The organism is Polaromonas sp. CF318, from assembly GCF_000282655.1.
In the GTDB taxonomy this organism is placed as follows: domain Bacteria; phylum Pseudomonadota; class Gammaproteobacteria; order Burkholderiales; family Burkholderiaceae_C; genus Polaromonas.
In genome coordinates this window covers 19,889-41,961 of record NZ_AKIV01000049.1, presented here as the reverse complement: position 1 = coordinate 41,961, position 22,073 = coordinate 19,889, and the positions used below count along the sequence as shown (strand labels likewise).

General features: G+C 65.4%; 21 protein-coding genes. 11 read left to right on the top strand and 10 right to left on the bottom strand.

Annotated elements, in window-relative coordinates; translation table 11 throughout:
* Positions 1 to 91: 91 nt before the first annotated feature.
* Positions 92 to 934 carry a helix-turn-helix domain-containing protein gene (locus PMI15_RS08400; protein WP_036838067.1) on the top strand — a complete coding sequence of 281 codons (843 nt, stop codon included), beginning with the start codon at positions 92 to 94 and terminating at the stop codon, positions 932 to 934.
* 85 nt (positions 935 to 1,019) lie between these two features.
* Positions 1,020 to 3,326 (top strand): molybdopterin-dependent oxidoreductase, encoded by a 2,307-nt coding sequence (locus tag PMI15_RS08395; protein ID WP_007866683.1) that lies wholly within the window; start codon positions 1,020 to 1,022, stop codon positions 3,324 to 3,326.
* A gap of 37 nt (positions 3,327 to 3,363) precedes the next feature.
* On the opposite strand, the gene PMI15_RS08390 is transcribed toward PMI15_RS08395, so the two are convergent.
* From PMI15_RS08390 to PMI15_RS08375, 4 genes are all read right to left on the bottom strand, one after another.
* Positions 3,364 to 3,726 (bottom strand): DUF1428 domain-containing protein, encoded by a 363-nt coding sequence (locus PMI15_RS08390; protein ID WP_007866681.1) that lies wholly within the window; start codon positions 3,724 to 3,726, stop codon positions 3,364 to 3,366.
* Between the two features lie 179 nt (positions 3,727 to 3,905).
* On the bottom strand, positions 3,906 to 5,003 hold the full coding sequence (locus PMI15_RS08385; protein ID WP_007866680.1) for an ABC transporter ATP-binding protein: 1,098 nt from the start codon (positions 5,001 to 5,003) through the stop codon (positions 3,906 to 3,908).
* A 4-nt stretch (positions 5,004 to 5,007) separates the two neighbouring features.
* Positions 5,008 to 6,609 (bottom strand): iron ABC transporter permease, encoded by a 1,602-nt coding sequence (locus PMI15_RS08380; protein WP_007866678.1) that lies wholly within the window; start codon positions 6,607 to 6,609, stop codon positions 5,008 to 5,010.
* 34 nt (positions 6,610 to 6,643) lie between these two features.
* Positions 6,644 to 7,672, bottom strand: a complete 1,029-nt coding sequence (locus tag PMI15_RS08375; protein ID WP_007866675.1) for an iron ABC transporter substrate-binding protein — start codon at positions 7,670 to 7,672, stop codon at positions 6,644 to 6,646.
* Positions 7,673 to 7,928: 256 nt separating this feature from the next.
* On the opposite strand from PMI15_RS08375, the gene PMI15_RS08370 reads away from it, so the two are divergent.
* Together PMI15_RS08370 and PMI15_RS08365 are read left to right on the top strand one after the other, a co-directional pair.
* Complete coding sequence (locus tag PMI15_RS08370; RefSeq protein WP_007866673.1) at positions 7,929 to 8,432, top strand: pyridoxamine 5'-phosphate oxidase family protein; 504 nt, start codon at positions 7,929 to 7,931, stop codon at positions 8,430 to 8,432.
* A gap of 17 nt (positions 8,433 to 8,449) precedes the next feature.
* On the top strand, positions 8,450 to 8,833 hold the full coding sequence (locus PMI15_RS08365) for a hypothetical protein (RefSeq protein ID WP_007866670.1): 384 nt from the start codon (positions 8,450 to 8,452) through the stop codon (positions 8,831 to 8,833).
* 69 nt (positions 8,834 to 8,902) lie between these two features.
* Here PMI15_RS08365 and PMI15_RS08360 read toward each other — a convergent pair whose 3' ends face one another.
* The 6 genes from PMI15_RS08360 to PMI15_RS08335 are packed head-to-tail and all read right to left on the bottom strand — an operon-like array spanning position 8,903 to position 15,640.
* On the bottom strand, positions 8,903 to 9,403 hold the full coding sequence (locus PMI15_RS08360; RefSeq protein ID WP_007866668.1) for a BON domain-containing protein: 501 nt from the start codon (positions 9,401 to 9,403) through the stop codon (positions 8,903 to 8,905).
* A gap of 55 nt (positions 9,404 to 9,458) precedes the next feature.
* Entirely contained in the window at positions 9,459 to 12,074 is a 2,616-nt protein-coding gene (locus tag PMI15_RS08355; RefSeq protein ID WP_007866665.1) for a bifunctional aconitate hydratase 2/2-methylisocitrate dehydratase, read from the bottom strand.
* A gap of 51 nt (positions 12,075 to 12,125) precedes the next feature.
* Positions 12,126 to 12,779 carry a hypothetical protein gene (locus PMI15_RS08350; protein WP_007866663.1) on the bottom strand — a complete coding sequence of 218 codons (654 nt, stop codon included), beginning with the start codon at positions 12,777 to 12,779 and terminating at the stop codon, positions 12,126 to 12,128.
* 33 nt (positions 12,780 to 12,812) lie between these two features.
* Positions 12,813 to 13,814, bottom strand: coding sequence for a CoA ester lyase (locus PMI15_RS08345; protein ID WP_007866660.1), 1,002 nt, complete (start codon positions 13,812 to 13,814; stop codon positions 12,813 to 12,815).
* A complete protein-coding gene (tam, locus tag PMI15_RS08340; protein ID WP_007866658.1) occupies positions 13,811 to 14,596 on the bottom strand; it encodes a trans-aconitate 2-methyltransferase in 786 nt (261 codons plus the stop codon). The genes PMI15_RS08345 and tam overlap by 4 nt, the downstream gene beginning before the upstream one ends.
* Before the next feature lie 57 nt (positions 14,597 to 14,653).
* A complete protein-coding gene (locus PMI15_RS08335) occupies positions 14,654 to 15,640 on the bottom strand; it encodes a malate dehydrogenase (protein WP_007866656.1) in 987 nt (328 codons plus the stop codon).
* 301 nt (positions 15,641 to 15,941) lie between these two features.
* Between PMI15_RS08335 and PMI15_RS08330 the strand changes: the two genes are divergently transcribed.
* From PMI15_RS08330 to gltA, 7 genes are all read left to right on the top strand, one after another.
* The gene (locus tag PMI15_RS08330) at positions 15,942 to 16,739 is read left to right on the top strand and encodes a GntR family transcriptional regulator (RefSeq protein WP_007866654.1); all 798 of its coding nucleotides are present in this window, start codon (positions 15,942 to 15,944) and stop codon (positions 16,737 to 16,739) included.
* Between the two features lie 127 nt (positions 16,740 to 16,866).
* Positions 16,867 to 17,313: a succinate dehydrogenase, cytochrome b556 subunit gene (gene sdhC, locus PMI15_RS08325; RefSeq protein WP_007866652.1), complete on the top strand. Its 447-nt coding sequence runs from the start codon at positions 16,867 to 16,869 to the stop codon at positions 17,311 to 17,313.
* A gap of 18 nt (positions 17,314 to 17,331) precedes the next feature.
* Positions 17,332 to 17,697, top strand: a complete 366-nt coding sequence (gene sdhD / locus PMI15_RS08320; RefSeq protein ID WP_007866650.1) for a succinate dehydrogenase, hydrophobic membrane anchor protein — start codon at positions 17,332 to 17,334, stop codon at positions 17,695 to 17,697.
* A 49-nt stretch (positions 17,698 to 17,746) separates the two neighbouring features.
* Positions 17,747 to 19,540, top strand: coding sequence for a succinate dehydrogenase flavoprotein subunit (sdhA, locus tag PMI15_RS08315; RefSeq protein WP_007866648.1), 1,794 nt, complete (start codon positions 17,747 to 17,749; stop codon positions 19,538 to 19,540).
* A gap of 48 nt (positions 19,541 to 19,588) precedes the next feature.
* On the top strand, positions 19,589 to 20,293 hold the full coding sequence (locus PMI15_RS08310) for a succinate dehydrogenase iron-sulfur subunit (RefSeq protein ID WP_007866645.1): 705 nt from the start codon (positions 19,589 to 19,591) through the stop codon (positions 20,291 to 20,293).
* 24 nt (positions 20,294 to 20,317) lie between these two features.
* Positions 20,318 to 20,626 (top strand): succinate dehydrogenase assembly factor 2, encoded by a 309-nt coding sequence (locus PMI15_RS08305; RefSeq protein WP_007866643.1) that lies wholly within the window; start codon positions 20,318 to 20,320, stop codon positions 20,624 to 20,626.
* 49 nt (positions 20,627 to 20,675) lie between these two features.
* Positions 20,676 to 21,986, top strand: a complete 1,311-nt coding sequence (gene gltA / locus PMI15_RS08300) for a citrate synthase (protein ID WP_007866641.1) — start codon at positions 20,676 to 20,678, stop codon at positions 21,984 to 21,986.
* Positions 21,987 to 22,073 lie beyond the last annotated feature (87 nt).

Here is a 22,073-nt window from a genome sequence, read left to right as displayed (position 1 = left end):
GCGCATGGAAGCCATCATTCCCGGGCCCCGGCCGACCGTCGATAACCTGGCAGGTAATGGAAAACCGGCCCCATGGCTTTACGATGAGGCCATGACCGCCAGCACCCACTCCCCCAGCCGCCCGGCGCCGCGCAGCGCGCCCCAGCCCTTTGGCGACCACCTGCGCCACTGGCGCCAGCACCGGCGCCTGAGCCAGCTGGATCTGGCCCATGAGGCCGACATCTCGACGCGCCACCTGAGTTTTGTGGAAACCGGCCGATCCGTGCCCAGCCGCGAAATGGTGCTGCGGCTGTCGGAGCGGCTGGACATTCCGCTGCGCGAGCGCAACGTGCTGCTGGTGGCCGCCGGCTACGCACCCATGTACCGCGAAAGGCCGCTGGCCGACCCGGCCCTGGACTCGGCGCGCCGGGCGGTGGAACTGATTCTGAAAAGCCACGAACCCTGCCCCGCGCTGGCGGTAGACCGCCATTGGAACCTGGTGGCAGCCAACGCCATGGTGCCGCACCTGCTGGCGGGCGCCGACCCCTCCCTGCTGCAGCCGGGCCAGACCAATGTGCTGCGGCTGAGCCTGCACCCGAAAGGCCTGGCGCACGCCATCGTCAACATCGTGCAGTGGCGCAGCCATATCTTTGAACGGCTGCGCCAGCAGGTCACGGCCACGGCCGACCCTGGGCTGGCGGCGCTGCTGGAGGAACTGCGCGCCTACCCCTTGCCGCCGGGCGCCGAAGACACGCAGCTCGACGGAGAGCACCTGGGTGTGGTGATGCCGCTGCGGTTTCGCACGCCGGCCGGTGTGCTCAACTTCATCAGCACCACCACGGTGTTTGGCACGCCCGTGGACGTCACCCTGCAGGAGCTGGCGCTGGAGACTTTTTTCCCGGCGGACGAGACCACCCTCCAGATGTTGCAGGGCTTGAGGAACCCGAAACCCTGAACGCCATGTCGCCCGCGTGATTGGCAAGCCGGCGCCGCAAGCGCGTAATGAGGGGACAGACCAGCCACAGACAGCGGAGACAGCCATGACCGAATCCACAGCCATCCAGTCAAACGGGGAGACCACCCACCACCGCATCTGCCCGCTCTGCGAGGCTTGCTGCGGACTGGAGCTCAAGGTGAAAGCCGGCAAGGTCATCAGCATTCGCGGGCACGAGGCCGATGTCTTCAGCGCCGGCTACATCTGCCCCAAGGGGGTGGCGCTGAAAGACCTGCATGAAGACCCTGACCGGCTGCGCACACCGCTGATCAAACGCGACGGGGTGTTTGTCGAAGCCAGCTGGGACGAGGCGTTTGAGGAAATCAACCGCCGCCTGCCGCCGCTGATAGCCGCCCACGGCAAAGACAGCGTGGCCGTGATGGCCGGCAACCCGACCTCGCACAAGGCCGGCCTGCTGCTGTACTTTCCGCGCCTGGTGCGCGCACTGGGCTCGCGCAATGTGTACTCGGCCTCCACGCTGGACCAGATGCCCAAGCAATTGGCCTCCGGCCTGATGTTCGGCAACTGGCTGAGTGTGGCCGTGCCCGACATCTCGCGCAGCGACTTTGTGCTGATGCTGGGTGCCAACCCGCTGGCCAGCAACGGCAGCCTGTGGACCGTGCCCGACTTCAAGGGCAAGGCCAAGGCGCTGCAGGCGCGCGGCGGCAAGCTGGTGGTGGTGGACCCTCGCCGCACCGAGACGGCCGCCATGGCCGATGAGCACCACTTCATCCGCCCCGGCGGCGACATGTTCTTTTTGCTGGGCCTGCTGCACACCGTGTTTGCCGAGAAGCTCGCCCACCCCGGCCGGCTGGCGGAGCACCTCAACGGCCTGGCCGAGCTTGAAGCGGCAGTGGCGCCGTTTGACGCGGGCACCGTGGCCGCGCGGTGCGGCATCGGCGCGGACACCATCCGCAGCCTGGCGCGCACGCTTGCAGGCACACCGCGCGCCGCCGTCTACGGCCGCATCGGCACCTGCACGCAGGAATACGGCACGCTGGCCAGCTGGCTGATCGACGTGCTCAATGCCGTGACCGGCCATCTCGACGAAATCGGCGGCGTGCTGTTTCCCAAGGCCGCGGCCTTTGCCGCCAACACCGCGGGCCGACCCGGCAGCGGCAAGGGCGTGACCACCGGCCGCCACCACAGCCGCGTGAGCCGCGCGCCCGAGGTGCTGGGCGAGCTGCCGGCCACCTGCCTGGCCGAAGAAATCGAAACCGCGGGCCCCGGCCAGGTCAAGGCCTTCATCAGCATCGCGACCAACCCCGTGCTGTCGGTGCCCAACGGCGAGCGCCTGTCGCGCGCGCTGGACCAGCTGGACTTCATGGTCAGCCTGGACATCTACCTCAACGAAACCTCACGCCACGCAGATGTGATTTTGCCCGGCCCCTCGCCGCTGGAAGACATGCACTACGACGTGGTCTTCACGCAGTTCTCGTGGCGCAATCACGCGCGCTACAGCGCACCGGTGTTTGCCCGTGCGGACGGGCAGCCCGATGAATGGGAGACCCTCACCCGGCTGACGGGCATCCTCCAGGGAAAAGGCATTGGCACCAGCGCGGTAGACCTGGACGACATACAGTTCGCACAGGACACCCAGCGCCTGTTTGGTGAGCACAGCGCGGCGGTCGTCCACGCGGTCAGCGGTCTCAAGGGGACCGAACGCCTGCTGGATGTGGCCCTGCGCAGCGGCCCCTACGGCGACGGCTTTGGCCGCAAGCCGGAGGGCTTGACCCTTGCCAAGGCCAAAAGCATGAGCGGCGCCCTGGGCGGCATGGACCTCGGCGAACTGGCGCCGCGCATCCCCGAGATATTGCGCACGCCTTCCGGCAAGGTGGAGCTGGCGCCCCCTTCGTTGCTGGCCGACCTGGCCCGCCCCGCGGCTGATTTGCTTCGCCCCGTGCCCGACCTGGTGATTGTCGGCAGGCGCGACGTCAGGTCCAACAACAGCTGGATGCACAACCTGCCCTTGCTGGCCAAGGGGCCCTTGCGCTGCACCGCCCTGGTCCACCCACAGGACGCGGCGCGATTCGGCCTGGCCGACGGCGCTATCGCGCGCATCAGCAGCAGCAAGGTGGCCGGCCCGCGGCACATCGAGGCGCAGGTGCAATTGAGTGAAAGCATGATGCCTGGCGTGGTGAGCCTGCCGCACGGATGGGGCCACGGCCAACCCGGGACACGGCTGTCGCTGGCGGCCGAGCGCCCCGGCGCCAACCTCAACGCCCTGCTGGATGAGCAGTGGCGCGACCCGCTGTCGGGCAATGCAGTGCTGAGCGGCATACCGGTGACGATCAGGGCGCTGGAGGCCCGGCCGGCGGCCAGCGCCACCGCGGCAGCGGTGGTGCAGGCCTAGGAGACAGTCCCAGGACTCAGGGTTCAGAGCTCAGAACTCAGAACTCGACGATGGTCTTGAAGCCGCCCCAGAACATGCGTTTGGCGTCGAAGGGGTGGTTCTTCGGATCCATCATGCCCTCCAGGCGCGGGTCGGACATGACCTTCTTGTTGATGCTGTCGCGCTGCTTGCGCGACTTGAAGCTGATCCACGAAAACACCACCACCTCATCCTTCTTGAGCTTGACGCTTTGCGGGAAGGAGGTGAGCTTGCCGGGCTTGACGTCGTCGGCGATGCACTCGGTGTAGTCGAGCGCGCCGTACTCCATCCAGATCTTGCCGGCCTTGCGCGCCAGCTTGCGGTAAGCGTCGACTTTCTTCTTTGGAACGGGAAGCACAAATCCATCAACATAACGGGCCATGGGAAGTCTCCTTGCTTGAGGGTCAATGAAGTGCATGCGACACAAGCGGGAAACAGCAGCGGGTGCCATCGCAGCGCTTGTGTACGCCGTACACAATATACCCAAAACAGGAATTCCCTCGCCGGAAAAAGTAACAAAGCTTGCTGGCCCTCCGGGGGCGGTCGCCCTCGGTGGCGGTTTCAGGCGCTGAAAACGTGGGCCTGGCCGGCCACCGTGATGCGCACCATGGCGCCCAGCGCCGGCGCATGCATGCTCGCGCTGTGTACCAGCAGCGGCTCATCCCAGGCGGCCGATGGCGCCGGCGCCGCGGCGGCGGGGCCGGCGCCGCGCACCAGGCGCACCGACAGCACGCACACCGAGCCGCCGAAATCGGTGTCGGTGACCGCGCCGTAACAGGCATCGCCATGCACCGCCGCTTCAGCAGGCACTTGCACCACCTGCAGTTGCTCGGGCCGCAGCATGATCTGCGCCGCGCCCCGGCGCCCGCTGTCGTTGACGGCGACACGCCCCAGCGCGCAATCGGCCCAGCCGCCGGCCAGTTGCGCGGGTAGCACAATGCTGTCGCCCAGGAAGCCGGCCACCGCCGCGTCGCGCGGCCGCAAATACACATCAAGCGGCCGGCCGGCCTGCACCAGCAGCCCCCCGCGCATCACGGCCACCTGGTCGGCAAACGAAAGCGCCTCGGCCTGGTCGTGCGTGACGAGGATGGTGGTGATGCCCGCCGCGCCCAGCAGCTGCGCCACCGCCTTGCGGGTGCTGGCGCGCAGGCCGGTATCGAGCGCCGAGAAAGGCTCGTCCAGCAGCATCAGCCGCGGCCGCTGCGCCAGCGCGCGTGCCAGCGCCACGCGCTGCTGCTGGCCGCCCGAGAGCTCGTGCGGGCGGCGCGCCAGCATGGCGCTGTCCAGCGCGACCATGTCCATCAGTTCGGCAATGCGTTCGGCGCGCCGCGGCGTGTTGCGCGGCAGGCCGAAGCCGACGTTGCCTTCAATCGTGAGATGCGGAAACAGTGCGCCGTCTTGCGGCACATAGCCTATGCCGCGTTCGTGTGCGGGCACGGCCTCAGGCCCGTCAGCCAGTTGCCGGCCGCCCAGGGTGACGCGGCCCGCGTCGGGCGCTTCGAAACCCGCGATGATGCGCAGCAGCGTGGTCTTGCCCGAGCCCGAGGGGCCGACGATGGCGGTGCGGCTGCCGGGTGCGACGCTCAGGTCCACGCCGCCCAGTGCCTGGACAGTGCCGTAGTGTTTGTGTATCGCTTTCAATTCCAGGGAAGTCGTCATCGCGTCATCGTCCCGCCGTGCGTTTGGATTGGTGGTAAAGCAGCCAGGTCATGGGCAGCGAGAGCAGCACCATGATGAGCGCATAGGGCGCGGCAGCGGCGTAATCGATCTCGCTGCTGTAGGCCCAGAAAGAGGTCGCCAGCGTGCGCGTGCCGTTGGGCGCGAGCATCAGGGTGGCGGTGAGCTCATTGGTGATGCCCAGGCCCACCAGCGCCGCGCCGGCCGCAGCACTCGGCGCGGCCAGCCGCAGGGTGACGGCCCACAGCGCCTGCGCGGGCGTACGGCCCAGGCTGCGCGCGGCCTGCTCGAGCTCCACCGGCGCCTGCGCGATGCCGGCGCGCAGGCTGATCAGGGCACGCGGCAAAAACATCAGCAGATAGGCCAGCAGCACCGTGATCGCCGTCTGGTAGATCGGCAGGCGCACGGTGACGGTGACAAGGGCCAGCGCCACCACCACGCCGGGCAGCGAGCCGACCATGTAATTGCAGGCTTCCAGCACGCGCTGCAGCCGGCCCGGCGAGCGGATCGACAGCCAGGCCATGGGCACGGCAGCCACGGTGGTCAGCAGCGCGCCGGCGAGCGCGAGACCCAGGGTTTGCAAAAGCGACGGACCGAGTTCATCGAAGCGCCAGACGGCCGCGCCGCCCGCCAGCAGCCAGCGCCCCAGCGTGAACAGCGGCACGCCCAGCGCCAGCAGGCTGAGCAGCGTGGGCAGCAGCAGGCTCAAGGCGGTCAAGCGGCCCAGCTTGCGCTTGGATGGCATGCGCGCCGCGCCCGTGCCCACACGGGCATAACGCTCCTTGCCGCGCGCGGCCGCTTCCAGCCCCAGCAACGCGAAGCAGCACACCACGAGAACGCCCGACAGCATGTTGGCGGCGGGCCCGTTGTAGGTTGACTGGAACTGGTCGACGATGGCGGTGGTAAAGGTGTCGAAGCGGATCATCACGTAAAGGCCGTACTCGGCCAGCAGGTGAAGCCCCACCAGCAGCGAGCCACCGCACACCGCGAGGCGCAGCTGCGGCAACACCACACGAAAGAACACAGCCCAGGGGCCCAGGCCCAAGGAGGCGGCGCTGTCTTCCATGCCCGGGTCCAGCCGGCGCAGGGCTGCGGCCACCGGCAGATACAGAAACGGAAAATAGGCGATCAAGGAGACCATCACACCGGCTGTGAGGCCATGCAGGCCGGGCGCCACCGTCATCCAGGCATAGCTGTGCACAAAGGCCGGCACCGCCAGCGGCGCGACCAGCAGCCAGGCCCAGGTGCGCGCGCCGGGCAGGTCGCTGCGCTCGGTGAGCCAGGCCAGCGCCACCGCCAATACCGCGCACAGCGGCACCGTGAGCGCCACCAGCAGCGCGGTATTGAGCAGCAGCTCGCCGACGCGGGGCCGGAAGATCAGGGCCGAGGCCGTGTCCCAGCCGGTCTGCACACCGACCCAGAGCACAAAGCCCAGCGGCAGCAAGGCCAGCAGCGACACCACCAGGGCCGCGCCGCCCACCCAGGACAGGCGCCAGCCGCCGCGGCCGGCCGCCGGCGCGGGCAGCAGCACCGCGGTCGCCGGCTTCAGGGCGACATCGGCACCAGCATCGAGGGGTAAGGCGCTCAAGGGAAGCGTCCGGTCAGCGGAGCCCAAAAACGGTTTACAACAGGCCGGCCTGGGTCATCAGGTCGGTGACTTTCTTGCTGTTGAGTTTGGAGGGCTCGACCTTGGGCGCCTGCAGCTCGGCCAGCGGCACCAGCTTGGGGTTGGACTGCGCGCCCGTGCCGACGGCGTACTCATAGGCATCGCCGGTTTTCAGGATGTCCTGGCCGCCCTTGCCGGCGATCCATTTCACGAAGGCCTGGGCTTCGGGCTGGTGCTTGCTCGAGGCCAGCACGCCGCCGCCGGAAATGCTCACAAAGGCGCCGGCATCCTGGTTGCGGAAATAATGCAGCTGGGTGTTGTTGCTGTTCTCGCCGGTCTTGGCCTGGTCGCCGTAGTAGTAATAGTGGTAAATCACGCCGCCCTCGATCTGGCCGGCGTTGACGGCCTTGAGCACCGTGCCGTTGCCTTTGTAAGGCGTGGCGTTTTCCTTCATGGCCTTGAGCCAGGCGGCGGTGGCGGCCTCGCCCTTGAGCTCAAGCAGCGCGCTCACGATGGCCTGGAAGTCGGCGCCCGAGGGCGACGCGGCCCAGCGGCCCTTCCAGGCGGGCGTGGCCAGGTCCAGCATGGACTTGGGCAACTGGGCCGGCGTGAGCTTGGCCTTGTTGTAGACAAACACGGTGCTGCGCGCGGCGATGCCTGTCCAGCGGCCGTGCGCGGGGCGAAAGTTGGCGGGCACTTCAGACAGCGTGGCCGCGTCCAGCGGGGCAAACAGCCCGGCGGTGTCAACCAGCGCCATGGCGGGCGAGTTCTCGGTCAGGAACACGTCTGCGGGTGATGCGGCGCCCTCCTGCACGATCTGGTTGCCCAGTTCGGTATCGCTGCCGTTGCGCAGCGTGACCTTGACGCCGGTTTCCTTGCTGAAGGCCTCGGCCCAGGCCTTGGTCAGGCTGGCGTGCTGCGCGTTGTAGACCACGATGCCTTCGGGCGTGGGCTTGACGCCCTGGGCGGTGGCGGCCAGGGGTGCGGCCAGCAGGCCGGCGGCCAATGTGGCGGCGGCGGCGAGGAATGGGAGGGACAATTTCATGAAACACCTTCAGGGGATGGAAAACGGCGCGTGCTGCGGCGGGTCACGCCTGTAAGCAAGCCGTAATACAAATGCGAATTACTTGCATCTGTATGGTAACCGCTTCCACAGCCCCGGGGCATGTCTGGTGGGTAAACCTGGGCGGACCGTGAGGCTGTGGGCCCGCGCTGACAGACGGCCGCGACCGAGGCTGATGCGCCGACCCCGTATGCACTCCTAGCATGGGCCGGATACGCCAACTTTTCAGGGAGTTCCCATGAGCACACCCAAATCCGACCACGATACGCTGTGGGAGCTGATCCAGGGCATACGCTTCGGCATGCTGACGCACCGACATGCCAACGGCATGCTGCACGCCCATCCGCTGACCACCCAGAACCAGTCGCTGGACGAGGACGCGCGGCTGTATTTCTTCATCTCGCGCAAAAGCGAGCTCGCGCAACGCCTGCAACAGGACGGCAACGTCAACGTGTCTTACGCCGACCCCGGCGAAGACAGCTATGTGTCGCTGTCGGGCCAGGCGCTGGTCGCCGAGGACCAGGATAAAAAAGAGGAGCTCTGGTCGCCGCTGGCCCGCAGCTGGTTTCCCGCCGGCGTCCACGACCCGGACCTGGCTTTGCTCGAAGTGCGCGTCCACCATGCCGAATACTGGGACGTGAAGGAAAGCAAGATGGTGCAACTGTTCAAGATGGCCAGGGCGGCCATCACGGGCGAACTGCCGCGCAAGCTGGGCGAGCACAAAGAACTGCACATTTCCTGACCCTGAAGGCTTGCCCCATGCCCTTTATCTCGTTCAACAAATCCACCGAGCCGGCCGCGCCCGACGACCTGCGCATCAACTCCGCCGCGGTGCTCTATGTGGAGGCTTCGCCGCCCGACCTGGTCGGCCGGACCTTGATCCACATGCTGGGCCAGGGCGGCACAGTCAACGCCGTTACCGAGTCCATAGGCACCGTGGTCTCCACCATAGGCGGTCTGGTGGGCTTCAGGCGCCACTACCTGGCGCCGCCGCCCGAGGACGGCGCGTCCACGGTCTATGTACAGGCGGCCAACGTGAGCTATATACGCCCCAACCTGCCGATGGCGCCGGAATTCTGGTACCTGAAGTTTGTCGACGGTTCGGAACTGCGGGTGGCGGACCCGCTGCCGTCGGGACTTTGAGCACACGCGCCAGACGCCCAAAAGAAAAGCCCGGCCGAAACCAGCAAGGCTTTGTGTCGTGGTGCCGGATTATTTTGAAGCCGATTGCGCGGGCACGTAACGGATCGGCTCATCACCCACACGCAGGTAGTTCACAACGCCCATCACGTCATCGACCAGCCAGACGGCTTTTTCAAGGGCCTCGGACTGCTCGCGCGTCTTGACGCAGCCTTTGAGAAACACCAGCCGCCGCTCACCCTGCACCCAGACGCTGGTGTCGTCAAAGCGTCCGTCGAGCTTGATGTATTGCGACACGCGCGGAATGATTTCGGCGTCGTACCAGTAGGAGTTGGGCAGCCGGCAGCGGCCCACGCGGTAGCAACTGCCGCCGTGCTGCGCCCGCACATGGGCCACGTCGCGCACTTCCTGCTCGGTGTAGAGCGGCCCTTCGGGAACCGGGCACTGGGCAATGGCCGAGGTGACCTGCAGGAAGGGATCGTTGAAGGCGTTGGTGCGAGCTTCCTGAGCCTGCACGCCCGCCGCCGGAAGAAGGGCAAAAAAAAGGAAGGAAAGAAGTGATGGTTTCTTCATCACTTCATCCTTCCAGTTCATCTTGCGGCTGTCAAGCCGCAGGCAGCGTGTCCGCTCAGGCGGGCACGCCGTCCTTCACGGTATCGGCCATGTCGGTGTAATCCTTGACCTGATCGAAGTTGAGGTACTGGTAGACCTGCGCACTGGCGGCCGTCAGAACGCCCATGTCGGCCATGTACTCGGCCTTGGTGGGGATGCGGCCCAGCTTGGAGCAGATCGCGGCCAGTTCGGCGGAGCCGAGGTAGACGTTGGAGTTCTTGCCCAGGCGGTTCGGGAAGTTGCGGGTGGAGGTGGAGAACACCGTGGCGCCCTCCTTCACCTGCGCCTGGTTGCCCATGCACAGGCTGCAGCCCGGCATTTCCATGCGCGCGCCGGCCGAGCCGAGCACGCCGTAGTGGCCTTCTTCCGTCAATTGCTTGGCATCCATCTTGGTGGGCGGCGCCATCCACAGCTTGACCGGGATGTCGCGCTTGTTTTCGAGCAGCTTGGAAGCCGCGCGGAAGTGCCCGATATTGGTCATGCAGCTGCCGATGAAGACTTCATCGATCTTGCTGCCGGCCACTTCGGCCAGGGTCTTCACGTCGTCGGGGTCGTTGGGGCAGGCCACGATGGGTTCGTGGATGTCGGCCAGGTCGATCTCGATGACGGCGGCGTATTCGGCATCCGCATCGGCCTTGAGCAACTGCGGGTCGGCCAGCCAGGCTTCCATGGCGGCGATGCGGCGTTTGATGGTGCGCACGTCCGAGTAACCCGTGGCGATCATCCACTTCAGCATCGTGATGTTGCTGTTGATGTACTCGATGATGGGTTCCTTGTTCAGGTGCACCGTGCAGCCACCGGCGGAACGCTCGGCCGAGGCGTCGCTGAGCTCGAAGGCTTGCTCCACCTTGAGGTCGGGCAGTCCTTCGATTTCCAGGATGCGGCCCGAGAAGATGTTCGTCTTGCCCTGCTTGGCGACCGTCAGCAGGCCGGCCTTGATGGCGTAGAGCGGGATCGCGTTGACCAGGTCGCGCAGCGTGATGCCGGGCTGCATCTTGCCCTTGAAGCGCACCAGCACCGATTCAGGCATGTCCAGCGGCATGACGCCGGTGGCGGCGCCGAAAGCCACCAGGCCCGAGCCCGCGGGGAAGCTGATGCCGATGGGGAAACGGGTGTGGCTGTCGCCGCCGGTGCCCACGGTGTCGGGCAGCAGCATGCGGTTGAGCCAGCTGTGGATGATGCCGTCGCCGGGACGCAGCGAAATGCCGCCGCGCGTGCTGATGAAGTCGGGCAACTCGTGGTGCATCTTCACGTCGACGGGCTTGGGATAAGCCGCCGTGTGGCAGAAGGACTGCATGACCAGGTCGGAGCTGAAGCCCAGGCAGGCCAGGTCTTTCAGTTCGTCGCGGGTCATGGGGCCGGTGGTGTCCTGCGAACCGACCGAAGTCATCTTGGGCTCGCAGTAGGTACCGGGGCGCACGCCCTGGCCTTCCGGGAGTCCGACCGCGCGGCCGACCATTTTTTGCGCCAGCGTGAAACCGCGGCCGTTGTCCTCGGGACTGACGGGCAGGCGGAACTGGGTGGACAGCGGCAGGCCCAGCGCGAAGCGCGCCTTGGCCGTGAGGCCACGGCCGACGATCAGCGGAATGCGGCCGCCGGCGCGCACTTCGTCGAACAGCACGTCGCTCTTGAGCTTGAACTCGGCGATCACCTTGCCGTCCTTGAGCGCCTTGCCTTCGTAGGGACGCAGCTCGATCACGTCGCCCATCTCCATCTGGCTCACGTCGAGCTCAATCGGCAGCGCACCGGAGTCTTCCATGGTGTTGTAGAAGATCGGGGCGATCTTGCCGCCCAGGCAGACGCCGCCAAAGCGCTTGTTGGGCACGAAGGGAATGTCTTCACCGGTCCACCAGAGCACGGAGTTGGTCGCGGACTTGCGCGAGGAGCCGGTACCGACCACGTCGCCGACATAAGCCACGAGGTTGCCCTTGGCCTTGAGTTCTTCAATGAACTTGACCGGGCCGCGCTTGCCGTCTTCCTCGGGCGTGACGCCGGGCCGCGCGTTCTTGTGCATGGCCAGGGCGTGCAGCGGGATGTCGGGACGGCTCCAGGCGTCGGGCGCGGGCGAGAGATCGTCGGTGTTGATTTCGCCGGCCACCTTGAAGACGGTCAGCTTGATGGACTGGGGCACTTCGGGGCGGCTGGTGAACCATTCGGCATCGGCCCAGCTTTGCAGCACGGCCTTGGCGTATTTGTTGCCCTTCTCGGCCTTTTCCTGCACGTCGTGGAACTGGTCGAACATCAGCAAGGTGTTTTTCAGGCCGCTGGCGGCTTGCGTGGCAACGCTGTCTTCGGCGTCGTCGAGCAGTTCGACCATGGGGCTGATGTTGTAGCCGCCCAGCATGGTGCCCAGCAGCTGCGTGGCTTTTTCACGCGAGATCAGCGCGCATTTTTCCGTGCCGTGGGCCACGGCGGCCAGGTAACTGGCCTTGACCTTGGCGGCGTCATCCACGCCGGCGGGAACGCGATAGGTGATGAGTTCGACCAGGAAAGCTTCTTCACCCTTGGGCGGATTCTTCAGCAGCTCGATGACTTCGCCGGTCTGCTTGGCGGACAGCGGCAGCGGCGGGATGCCGATCACCGCGCGCTCAGCGACATGGTTGCGGTAAGTTTGCAAGAACTCGGATGACATGCTGGTTTCTCCTGTGATCGAAATCGTGGTGTGTAAAAAATCGGTTGCTGTTTACTTGGCGGCCGAGGCGGGCTGCGCGGCGACGGCCGACGCATCGGAAGTGCCGGGTGCAGCGGCGGCAGGGGCGGCGGCGACGGCCGGCTTGGGCGCGTCCAGCACGCTGGCGGGCGGGTTCAGCTTGATGGCTTCGGCCACCGCCAGCTGCGCCGGGCTCATGCACTCGTCGGCCAGGCGTATGCCCAGCTTCTGGTTCATCAGCATGGATTTATTCGCCAGTTGCAGCCAGACGGCGCCGGCCTTCTGGTCTTCCAGGCGGATCGCGCCGGTGCTGGTGGCCACGGGGAACATGCGGTACTTGAAGTTCTTGCCGACGACGCTGAAATAGCCGGGCGCCTTGGGGTCGGCCGTGAGGTCGACCGCCGCACCCAGTTCGCAGGGCAGCTTGCCCACATGCACACGCTCGGCGATGGCCAGCTCGGCCGGCGTCAGCGCGGCTTCGGCGGCCTCAATGCCGGCGGCCACGTTCTTGGCAGCGCTCTTGAGGTTGGTGCGGCTGGACGGGTTGACGACGGGCTGCTTCTTGGCGGCGGGTTTTGCCGCGGGCTTGGCGGCCGCATCGGTCTGGGCCATGGAAAAACCGGAAGCGGCCAGCAAAACAGCGGCGGCCAGTGCGTGGACAACGGAGGGGGTGTGGAGTTTTTGCATGGGGCTTTCGTACGGTGATGAGATGGTGAACGTTCAGTGAAACGCGGTCTTGAAATAAGCTTGCGCCTCTGGGGGAAGCGCCCGGCCGGTCTGGTGCGCGCGCTCCAGCACCTGCCAGAAGAAACGGTAGCTCGCGCGGTCGTGCAGCTTGCCTTCAAAGCTGATGGGCGCCCAGTCGGCGCGAGCGGCGGCGGTGATGATTTTGGCGGCGTCTTCAATCTCGCCTTCGCCGGGCGCGAAGGCCTCCAGGATGGGGCGGATCTGGTTCGGGTGGATACTCCACATCCGGGTGTAGCCCAGTTCACGGGCGGCATGGCGTGCGGCGGCGGTCATGGCTTCAGTGTCATTGAATTCCGTGACAACACAATGCGAGGGCACTTTGCCGTGGGCATGGCAAGCCGCGGCGATTTCGAGCTTGGCGCGCAGCACCAGCGGATGCGTGAACTGGCCGCGGCTACTCATGCCGGCGGCGGGAATCGCGCCTCCATGGGCCGACACAAAATCCATGAGCCCGAAGCTCAATGACTGCACGCGCGGGTGCGCGGCGATCTCAAAGGCATTGCTCACCGCCAGCGGCGACTCGATCAGCACATGCAGGGGCAAATCCCCGGCGCCGGCGGCCAGCAGCGCCTGCTCGGCGCGCAGCACGTCGGCCAGCGATTCCACCTTGGGGACCATGATGTGTGAGAGATGGCGCGCCAGCTTGCCGGCAATGACCGCCATGTCGGCATCAAAAGCCGGGTGGCCGACCGCATGCACGCGCACGGCGACACGCGCCTTGTCGCTGGCAAGCGCCGCCAGCGCCACCACCATGGCCGCATGGTCGGCTTCGCCGCCCACGGGCGCACCGTCTTCACAGTCCAGCGTCACGTCGAACACGCAGGCGCCGAACTCCTCGATCATCTCGGCCTGTAGCTGCAGGCTTTTGCGCATGCGCGCTTCCACGCCACTGTAGTGGTCGCAGACCGGCAAAATCATGGCACCGGCCTGAGCGCCCAGCAGCACTTGCGCGGGATGAACGGCGGTGGTGCTCATGGTTTGCGTTGGGCGACGATGAACATGCGCGGGAAGGCCAGTAACCGTTTTCCATCGCTGCGCGGCGGATAGGCCCGGTCGACGCGGCGTTCGTATTCAGCGAGGTAACTCGCCCGCAGGTCCGGCGGGAGGCGGTCCACAAAAGGCTTGAGGCCCGTCGCACGCACCCATTCCACGATCGCCGCGGCCGAAGCCATGGGATGCTGGTAGGCCGTACGCCAGACATCGACGTGCGCGGCCTTATCGGCCAGCAGGTCGTAATAACGGTCTATGGAGAACAGCTCGGTGCGCAGTTTGGAGTAGTCACCGATCGCCTCGGTCCACGGCGCCTCGGCGGCCAGTTCGCGCATCAGGCGATGCGTGGGCTCGTCGCGGTTGTCCGGCATCTGGATGGCCAGCACGCCGCCGGGCGCCAGCGCGGCGAACAGCCGCGGGATCAATATGGCGTGGTCGGGCACCCATTGCAGGGCCGCATTCGCGTAAATCAGTTGGGGCGCGGCATCGCCTGAAGCGGGCTGCCAATCGGCGATGTCGCTCAACTCGAAACGCGCGGCCGGCAAGCGCTGGCGCGCGTTGGCCAGCATGGCTTCGGAATTGTCGGTGCCCGTGACCGTGGCGCCCGGAAAGCGGCGAACCAGCAACTCGGTGGAATTGCCAGGCCCGCAGCCCAGGTCGAACACCGCGGCCGCCTGCGCCAGCGGAACCCGCGCCAGCAACTCCTGGGCCGGGCGCGTGCGCTCGTCCTCATAGCGGCTGTAGAGTGCGGGGTTCCAGTCGCTCATGAGGGGCGGCGGTGGTGTGCGGGCAAGGTGCTGGGCGGCCTCGAACTGGGTACTGGTTTACAGCAGGTGCTTGACGCCGTCCTGCTCACCCTTGAGCTCGTCCAGGGTCTTGGTGATGCGTTCCTGGCTGAAGGCGTCGATTTCCAGGCCTTCGACCAGTTTGTACTCGCCGTTCTCGCAGGTTACGGGGAAGCCGAACATGATGTCCTTGGGAATGCCGTACTGGCCGTCCGAGGGGATGCCCATGGTGACCCACTTGCCGTTGGTGCCCAGCGCCCAGTCGCGCATGTGGTCGATTGCGGCGTTGGCGGCCGATGCGGCCGAGGACAGGCCGCGCGCCTCAATGATGGCGGCGCCTCGCTTGCCGACGGTAGGCAGGAACACATTGGCGTTCCATTCCTGGTCGTTGATCATCTTGGCGACGCTCTCGCCCTTGATGGTGGCGAAACGGTAGTCGGCGTACATCGTGGGCGAGTGGTTGCCCCAGACGGTGAGTTTTTCGATGTCAGCCACAGGCTTGCCGGTCTTGGCGGCGATCTGGCTGGCAGCGCGGTTGTGGTCCAGGCGCAGCATGGCGGTGAAGTTCTTGCGCGGCAGGTCGGGCGCGCTCTTCATGGCGATATAGGCGTTGGTGTTGGCGGGGTTGCCGACCACCAGTACCTTGACGTTGCGGCTGGCGACGGCATTGAGGGCCTTGCCCTGCGCCGTGAAGATGGCGCCGTTGACGGCCAGCAGTTCGGCGCGTTCCATGCCGGGGCCGCGCGGGCGCGAACCGACCAGCAGCGCGTAGTCGGCATCCTTGAAGGCCGTCATCGGGTCGCTGTGGGCTTCCATGCCGACGAGCAGCGGGAAGGCGCAGTCGTCGAGCTCCATCATCACGCCCTTGAGCGCTTTTTGCGGGCCTTCAACAGGCACTTCGAGCAGTTGCAGAATGACGGGCTGGTCCTTGCCGAGCATTTCGCCGGAGGCAATGCGAAACAGCAGTGCGTAACCGATTTGGCCAGCTGCACCGGTGACTGCAACACGGACGGGTTTTTTGCTCATGATCGAGGGCTCCAGGAAAGTTAAGAATCGGTTGATGAGGGTGTGATGTGAGATGTCTGGCGCGAGCCTGGGATATTCAGGGATGGTTTGGCGGGATTTCACCCCTCAAAATCACCGCAAAACGGCAGGCCATGCACTGGCTCAGCCCAAGATTTTACGCTTGAAAAGTGACGGGCGTCAATTTGTCTTATGTCTTATATAAGATATGATTCGGGCTTGATTCGGAGTTTATTTCCCGGGATGCCGCGCGCCCGCCGCGGCGTCGCCTCAACCTGCCGTTAACCGCCGCCAAACTGTTGCCATGGCCATCCATACGTCCTCATTGACCGATCCCGCCGCCCTCGCCGGCGATGCCGGCGCGGCGGCGGGCGTGGCGCCGGCCTTCAGCCCGCTGTACCAGCAGATCAAGGTGCTGATCCTGCAAAGCCTGCAGGCCGGCGAATGGAAACCCGGCGAAGCCATCCCCAGCGAGATGGACCTAGCCGCGCGCTTTCGCGTGAGCCAGGGCACGGTGCGCAAGGCGATTGACGAGCTGGCCGCCGAAAACCTGGTGGTGCGCCGCCAGGGCAAGGGCACCTTTGTGGCCACGCATGCCGAGCAGCATGTGCAGTACCGCTTCCTGCGCCTCATGCCCGACAGCGGCGACACCAACAGCGAAGGCCCGGCCGAGCGGCAGATCATCGATTGCAAGCGCCTGCGCGCGCCCGCCGACATCGCCCGCCCGCTGTCGCTGCGCACCGGCGACGCCGTGCTGCAGCTGCGCCGCGTGCTGGCTTTCCAGGGCACGCCGACCATCCTCGAAGACGTCTGGCTGCCCGGCGGCCCCTTCAAGGGCCTGACCGCCGAGCGGCTGGCCACCCACCGCGGCCCCATGTATGCGCTGTTTGAAACCGAGTTCGGCGTGCGTATGGTGCGCGCCGAGGAAAAAATCCGCGCCATCGCGGCCGATGAAGCATCCGCAATGCTGCTCGGCGTGCCGGTGGGCGCGCCGCTGCTCAGCGTGGAGCGCATCGCCTTTACCTACAACGACCTGCCCATGGAATTGCGCCGGGGCCTGTACCGCACCGACACCCATCACTACAAAAACGACCTTAGTTGACGGGATTCATCAAGAAGCTGCAATCGTTTGTAAGCTTATTGTTGCGTTGCAATAGAATTCGGCTGTTTAGCTGTAATTGCATCCCCGGTTACCCATCAGTTACACCCCCCCACGAAAGCCTAAAAAAATGACAGAGCTGGCATCCAAACAGCGTCCCAAGCGGCCCGAGTTCCGCAACATCAACGCGCTCTCCGACCTCCCTTCCTATCGTTTGCCGCCCGCAGGCTGGGTTTCCATCCTCCACCGCATCAGCGGCTTCATCATGTTCCTGCTGATGCCCTTCATCATCTGGATGTTCGACACCTCGATCTCTTCCGAGATCTCCTTCGAAAAATTCAAGGCCGCCTTCAATATCGGCATGCTGGGCCTGCCCGGCTTCCTCTGGAAGCTCGCGGCCCTGGCCCTGATCTGGGCCTACCTGCACCACTTCATCGCCGGCCTGCGCCACCTCTGGATGGACGTCAGCCACGCCGCCGTCAGCAAGGAATTCGGCAAATCCTCCGCCATCTTCACGCTGGCCGCGAGCATCGCCCTGACACTGGTCCTCGGCGCCAAGCTGTTCGGCCTTTACTGATCACAAGGAGCATAAAAAATGGCAGTTAACTACGGCTCCAAGCGCATTGTTGTCGGCGCCCACTACGGTTTGCGCGACTGGCTCGCGCAGCGCGTCACTGCGGCCCTGATGGCCCTCTTCACGGTGCTGCTGCTGGCCCAGGTCATCTTCAGCAAGGGCCCCATCGGCTACGACAAATGGGCCGGCATCTTTTCGGCGCAATGGATGAAGGTGCTGACCTTCACGGTCATCATCGCCCTGCTCTACCACGTGTGGGTCGGCATGCGCGACATCTGGATGGACTACATCAAGCCGGCCTCCATCAAGCTGGTCCTGAATGTGTTCACCATCGTCTGGCTCGTGGCCTGCGCCGGCTGGGGCATCCAGGTGCTGTGGCGCCTCTGAGCCACCGCCCTCCAGATCCGACAAGAAGACCGACACCCCCACAAAAATCATGACCGCAACTTCCCAACTCCCCAAGCGCAAATTTGACGTCGTCATCGTCGGTGCCGGCGGCTCCGGCATGCGCGCATCGCTGCAGCTGGCGCGCGCCGGCCTCAACGTGGCCGTGCTCTCCAAAGTGTTCCCCACGCGTTCGCACACCGTCGCGGCGCAGGGCGGCATAGGCGCCTCGCTCGGCAACATGAGCGAGGACAACTGGCACTACCACTTCTACGACACCGTCAAGGGCTCCGACTGGCTCGGCGACCAGGACGCGATCGAATACATGTGCCGCGAAGCGCCCAAGGTCGTGTACGACCTCGAGCACATGGGCATGCCCTTTGACCGCAACCCCGACGGCACGATTTACCAGCGCCCCTTCGGCGGCCACACCGCCAACTACGGCGAAAAACCCGTGCAGCGCGCCTGCGCCGCGGCCGACCGCACCGGCCACGCCATGTTGCACACGCTGTACCAGCAAAACGTCAAGGAAAAAACCAGCTTCTTCGTCGAGTGGATGGCGCTGGACCTGATCCGCGACGCGGCGGGCGACGTCGTGGGCGTGACCGCCCTCGAAATGGAAACCGGCGACGTCCACATTTTTGAAGCCAAGACCACGCTGCTGGCCACCGGCGGCGCGGGCCGCATTTTCGCCGCCTCGACCAACGCCTTCATCAACACCGGCGACGGCCTGGGCATGGCGGCGCGCGCCGGCATCCCGCTGGAAGACATGGAGTTCTGGCAGTTCCACCCGACCGGCGTGGCCGGCGCCGGCGTGCTGCTGACCGAAGGCTGCCGCGGCGAAGGCGCGATCCTGCGCAACAGCAACGGCGAGCGCTTCATGGAGCGCTACGCGCCCACGCTGAAGGACCTGGCGCCGCGCGACTTCGTCTCGCGCTCCATGGACCAGGAAATCAAGGAAGGCCGCGGCTGCGGCCCCAACAAGGACTACATCCTGCTGGACATGACCCACCTGGGCGTGGACGCCATCATGAAGCGCCTGCCCTCGGTGTTCGAGATCGGCCACAACTTCGCCAACGTCGACATCACCAAGGAACCGATTCCCGTGGTGCCCACCATCCACTACCAGATGGGCGGCATCCCGACCAACATCCACGGCCAGGTCGTCACGCAGGACGCCAACAACCAGAGCCAGGTGGTCAACGGCCTTTACGCGGTGGGTGAGTGCTCCTGCGTCAGCGTGCACGGCGCCAACCGCCTGGGCACCAACTCGCTGCTGGACCTGCTGGTCTTCGGCAAGGCCGCCGGCAACCACATCGTCGAGTTCGCCAAGACCACCACGCACAAGCCGCTGCCGGCCGACGCCGCCGACAAGACCCTGGCCCGCATCGCGCGCCTGGACAACGCGACCGACGGCGAATACGCGCAGGACGTGGCCAACGACCTGCGCGCCGCCATGCAGCAGCACGCCGGCGTGTTCCGCACCCAGGCCATCATGGATGAGGGCGTGACCAAGATCGCCGCCCTGCGCGAGCGCGTCAACCGCATCGGCCTGAAAGACAAGTCGAAGATCTTCAACACCGCGCGCATCGAGGCCCTGGAAGTTGAAAACCTGATCGAGGCCGCGCAAGCCACCATCGTGTCGGCCGCCGCCCGCAAGGAAAGCCGCGGCGCGCACTCGGTCGACGACTACGGCGACACGCCGGAGCACCCGAACGGTCGCAACGACACCGACTGGCACAAGCACACGCTGTGGTACAGCGAAGGCAGCCGCCTGGCTTACAAGCCGGTGCAGATGAAGCCCCTGACCGTCGATTCCGTGCCGCTGAAGACGCGCACGTTCTAAAAACAGACACGACAGACGGCCTGCGACCCCATAAGAAGCGAGAACCCCATGACCAAACGCACCTTCAAGATCTACCGCTACGACCCGGATACCGATGCCAAGCCCTACATGCAGACCATCGAGGTGGAACTCGACGGCCATGAGCGCATGCTGCTGGACGCGCTGATGAAGCTCAAGGCGCAGGACCCGTCCATCAGCTTTCGCCGCTCCTGCCGCGAAGGCGTCTGCGGTTCGGACGCGATGAACATCAACGGCAAGAACGGTCTGGCCTGCCTGACCAATATGCGCACGCTGCCCGAAGTCATCGTGCTCAAGCCGTTGCCGGGCCTGCCCGTGGTGCGCGACCTGATCGTCGACATGACGCAGTTCTTCAAGCAGTACAACTCGATCAAGCCCTACCTGATCAACGACAACGTGCCGCCCGAAAAAGAGCGCCTGCAGAGCCCCGAAGAGCGCGACGAACTCAACGGCCTCTACGAGTGCATCCTGTGCGCCAGCTGCTCGACCTCCTGCCCCAGCTTCTGGTGGAATCCCGACAAGTTCGTCGGCCCGGCCGGCCTGCTGCAGGCCTACCGCTTCATCGCCGACAGCCGCGACGAAGCCACCGCCGAGCGCCTGGACAACCTGGAAGACCCCTACCGCCTGTTCCGTTGCCACACCATCATGAACTGCGTCGACGTCTGCCCCAAGGGCCTGAACCCGACGAAAGCCATCGGCAAGATCAAGGAAATGATGGTTTTGAGGACAGTCTGACCGTTCGCTGACCGACCCGACACTATGGAAACCGCCGACGCCCTGCTCGATGAGCGCGCCCTGAGCAAGCTCAAGTGGCGCTGTCGGCGCGGCCTGCTGGAAAACGACCTGCTGATAGCGCGCTTCTTCCAGGGCCACGAGGCCACCCTGACCGTCAGGCAGGCTAAAGGGTTGAGTGATTTAATGGATTTGTCCGACAACGACCTGCTCGACCTGCTGTTAAAACGGAAGGCCGCTGGCCAGCTGGCGGACGAATCGGCCAAGGCAAGCGCCTCTACTTCTGAAGCCCATGACGTTTTAAAGTTGCTGCAGCCCTCGACCCCGGCTCCGTGATTCCCAGCCCGTCCCAATTTGACACTGATACGAAAGAAAGAAGCAAGAAATGAAGCTAGCTGACAACAAAGCCACCCTGTCCTTCAGCAACGGCAGCCCCAGCATTGAACTGCCGGTGTACCAGGGCAATGTCGGCCCGGACGTCGTCGACATCCGCAAGCTGTATGCCCAGACCGGCATGTTCACCTACGACCCCGGTTTCCTTTCGACCGCTTCCTGCCAGTCGGCCATCACCTACATCGACGGCGACAAAGGCGAGCTGCTGTACCGCGGCTACCCCATCGAGCAGCTGGCCACCAACTGCGACTACATGGAAACCTGCCACCTGCTGCTGTACGGAGAGCTGCCCAATGTGGCTCAGAAAGCCGACTTCGTGCACCGCGTGACCAACCACACCATGGTCAACGAGCAGATGCAGTTCTTCCTGCGTGGTTTCCGCCGCGATGCTCACCCCATGGCCATCATGACCGGCCTGGTCGGCGCCCTGTCGGCCTTCTACCATGACAGCACCGACATCAACAACCCGGAACACCGCGAAATCGCCGCGATCCGCCTGATCGCGAAGATGCCGACCCTGGTCGCCATGGCCTACAAGTACACCGTGGGCCAGCCCTACATGTACCCCAAGAACAACCTGAGCTACGCCGGCAACTTCCTGCACATGATGTTCGCCACGCCGTGCGAGGAATACAAGGTCAATCCGGTGCTCGAACGCGCGCTGGACCGCATCTTCATCCTGCACGCCGACCACGAGCAGAACGCCTCCACCTCCACCGTGCGCCTGTGCGGCTCCTCCGGCACCAACCCGTTTGCCGCCATCGCGGCCGGCGTGGCCTGCCTCTGGGGCCCGGCCCACGGCGGCGCCAACGAAGCAGCCCTCAACATGCTGGGCGACATCCAGAAACAGGGCGGCGTCGAGAAAATCGGCGAATTCATCAAGCAGGTCAAGGACAAGAGCTCCGGCGTCAAGCTGATGGGCTTCGGCCACCGCGTTTACAAAAACTACGACCCGCGCGCCAAGCTCATGCAGGAAACCTGCAAGGAAGTGCTCCAGGAAATGGGCCTGGAAAACGACCCGCTGTTCAAGCTGGCCATGGCCCTGGAAAAAATCGCACTCGAGGACGACTACTTCGTCTCGCGCAAGCTCTACCCCAACGTCGACTTCTACTCCGGCATCGTGCAGCGCGCCATCGGCATCCCCGTGCCGCTGTTCACCGCGATCTTCGCGCTGGCCCGCACCGTCGGCTGGATCGCCCAGCTCAATGAAATGATCGGCGACCCCGAGTACAAGATCGGCCGCCCGCGCCAGCTGTTCACCGGCGCCACGACCCGCCAGGTCAAGCCGCTGGCCAAGCGCTAAGCAAGCCTGCGCTTTGCGCAAAGCCCGCCTGATGGCAGCATCGGCGGGCTTTTTTACGCCCCGGCCGGGAAACGCCTGCCGGCAAGC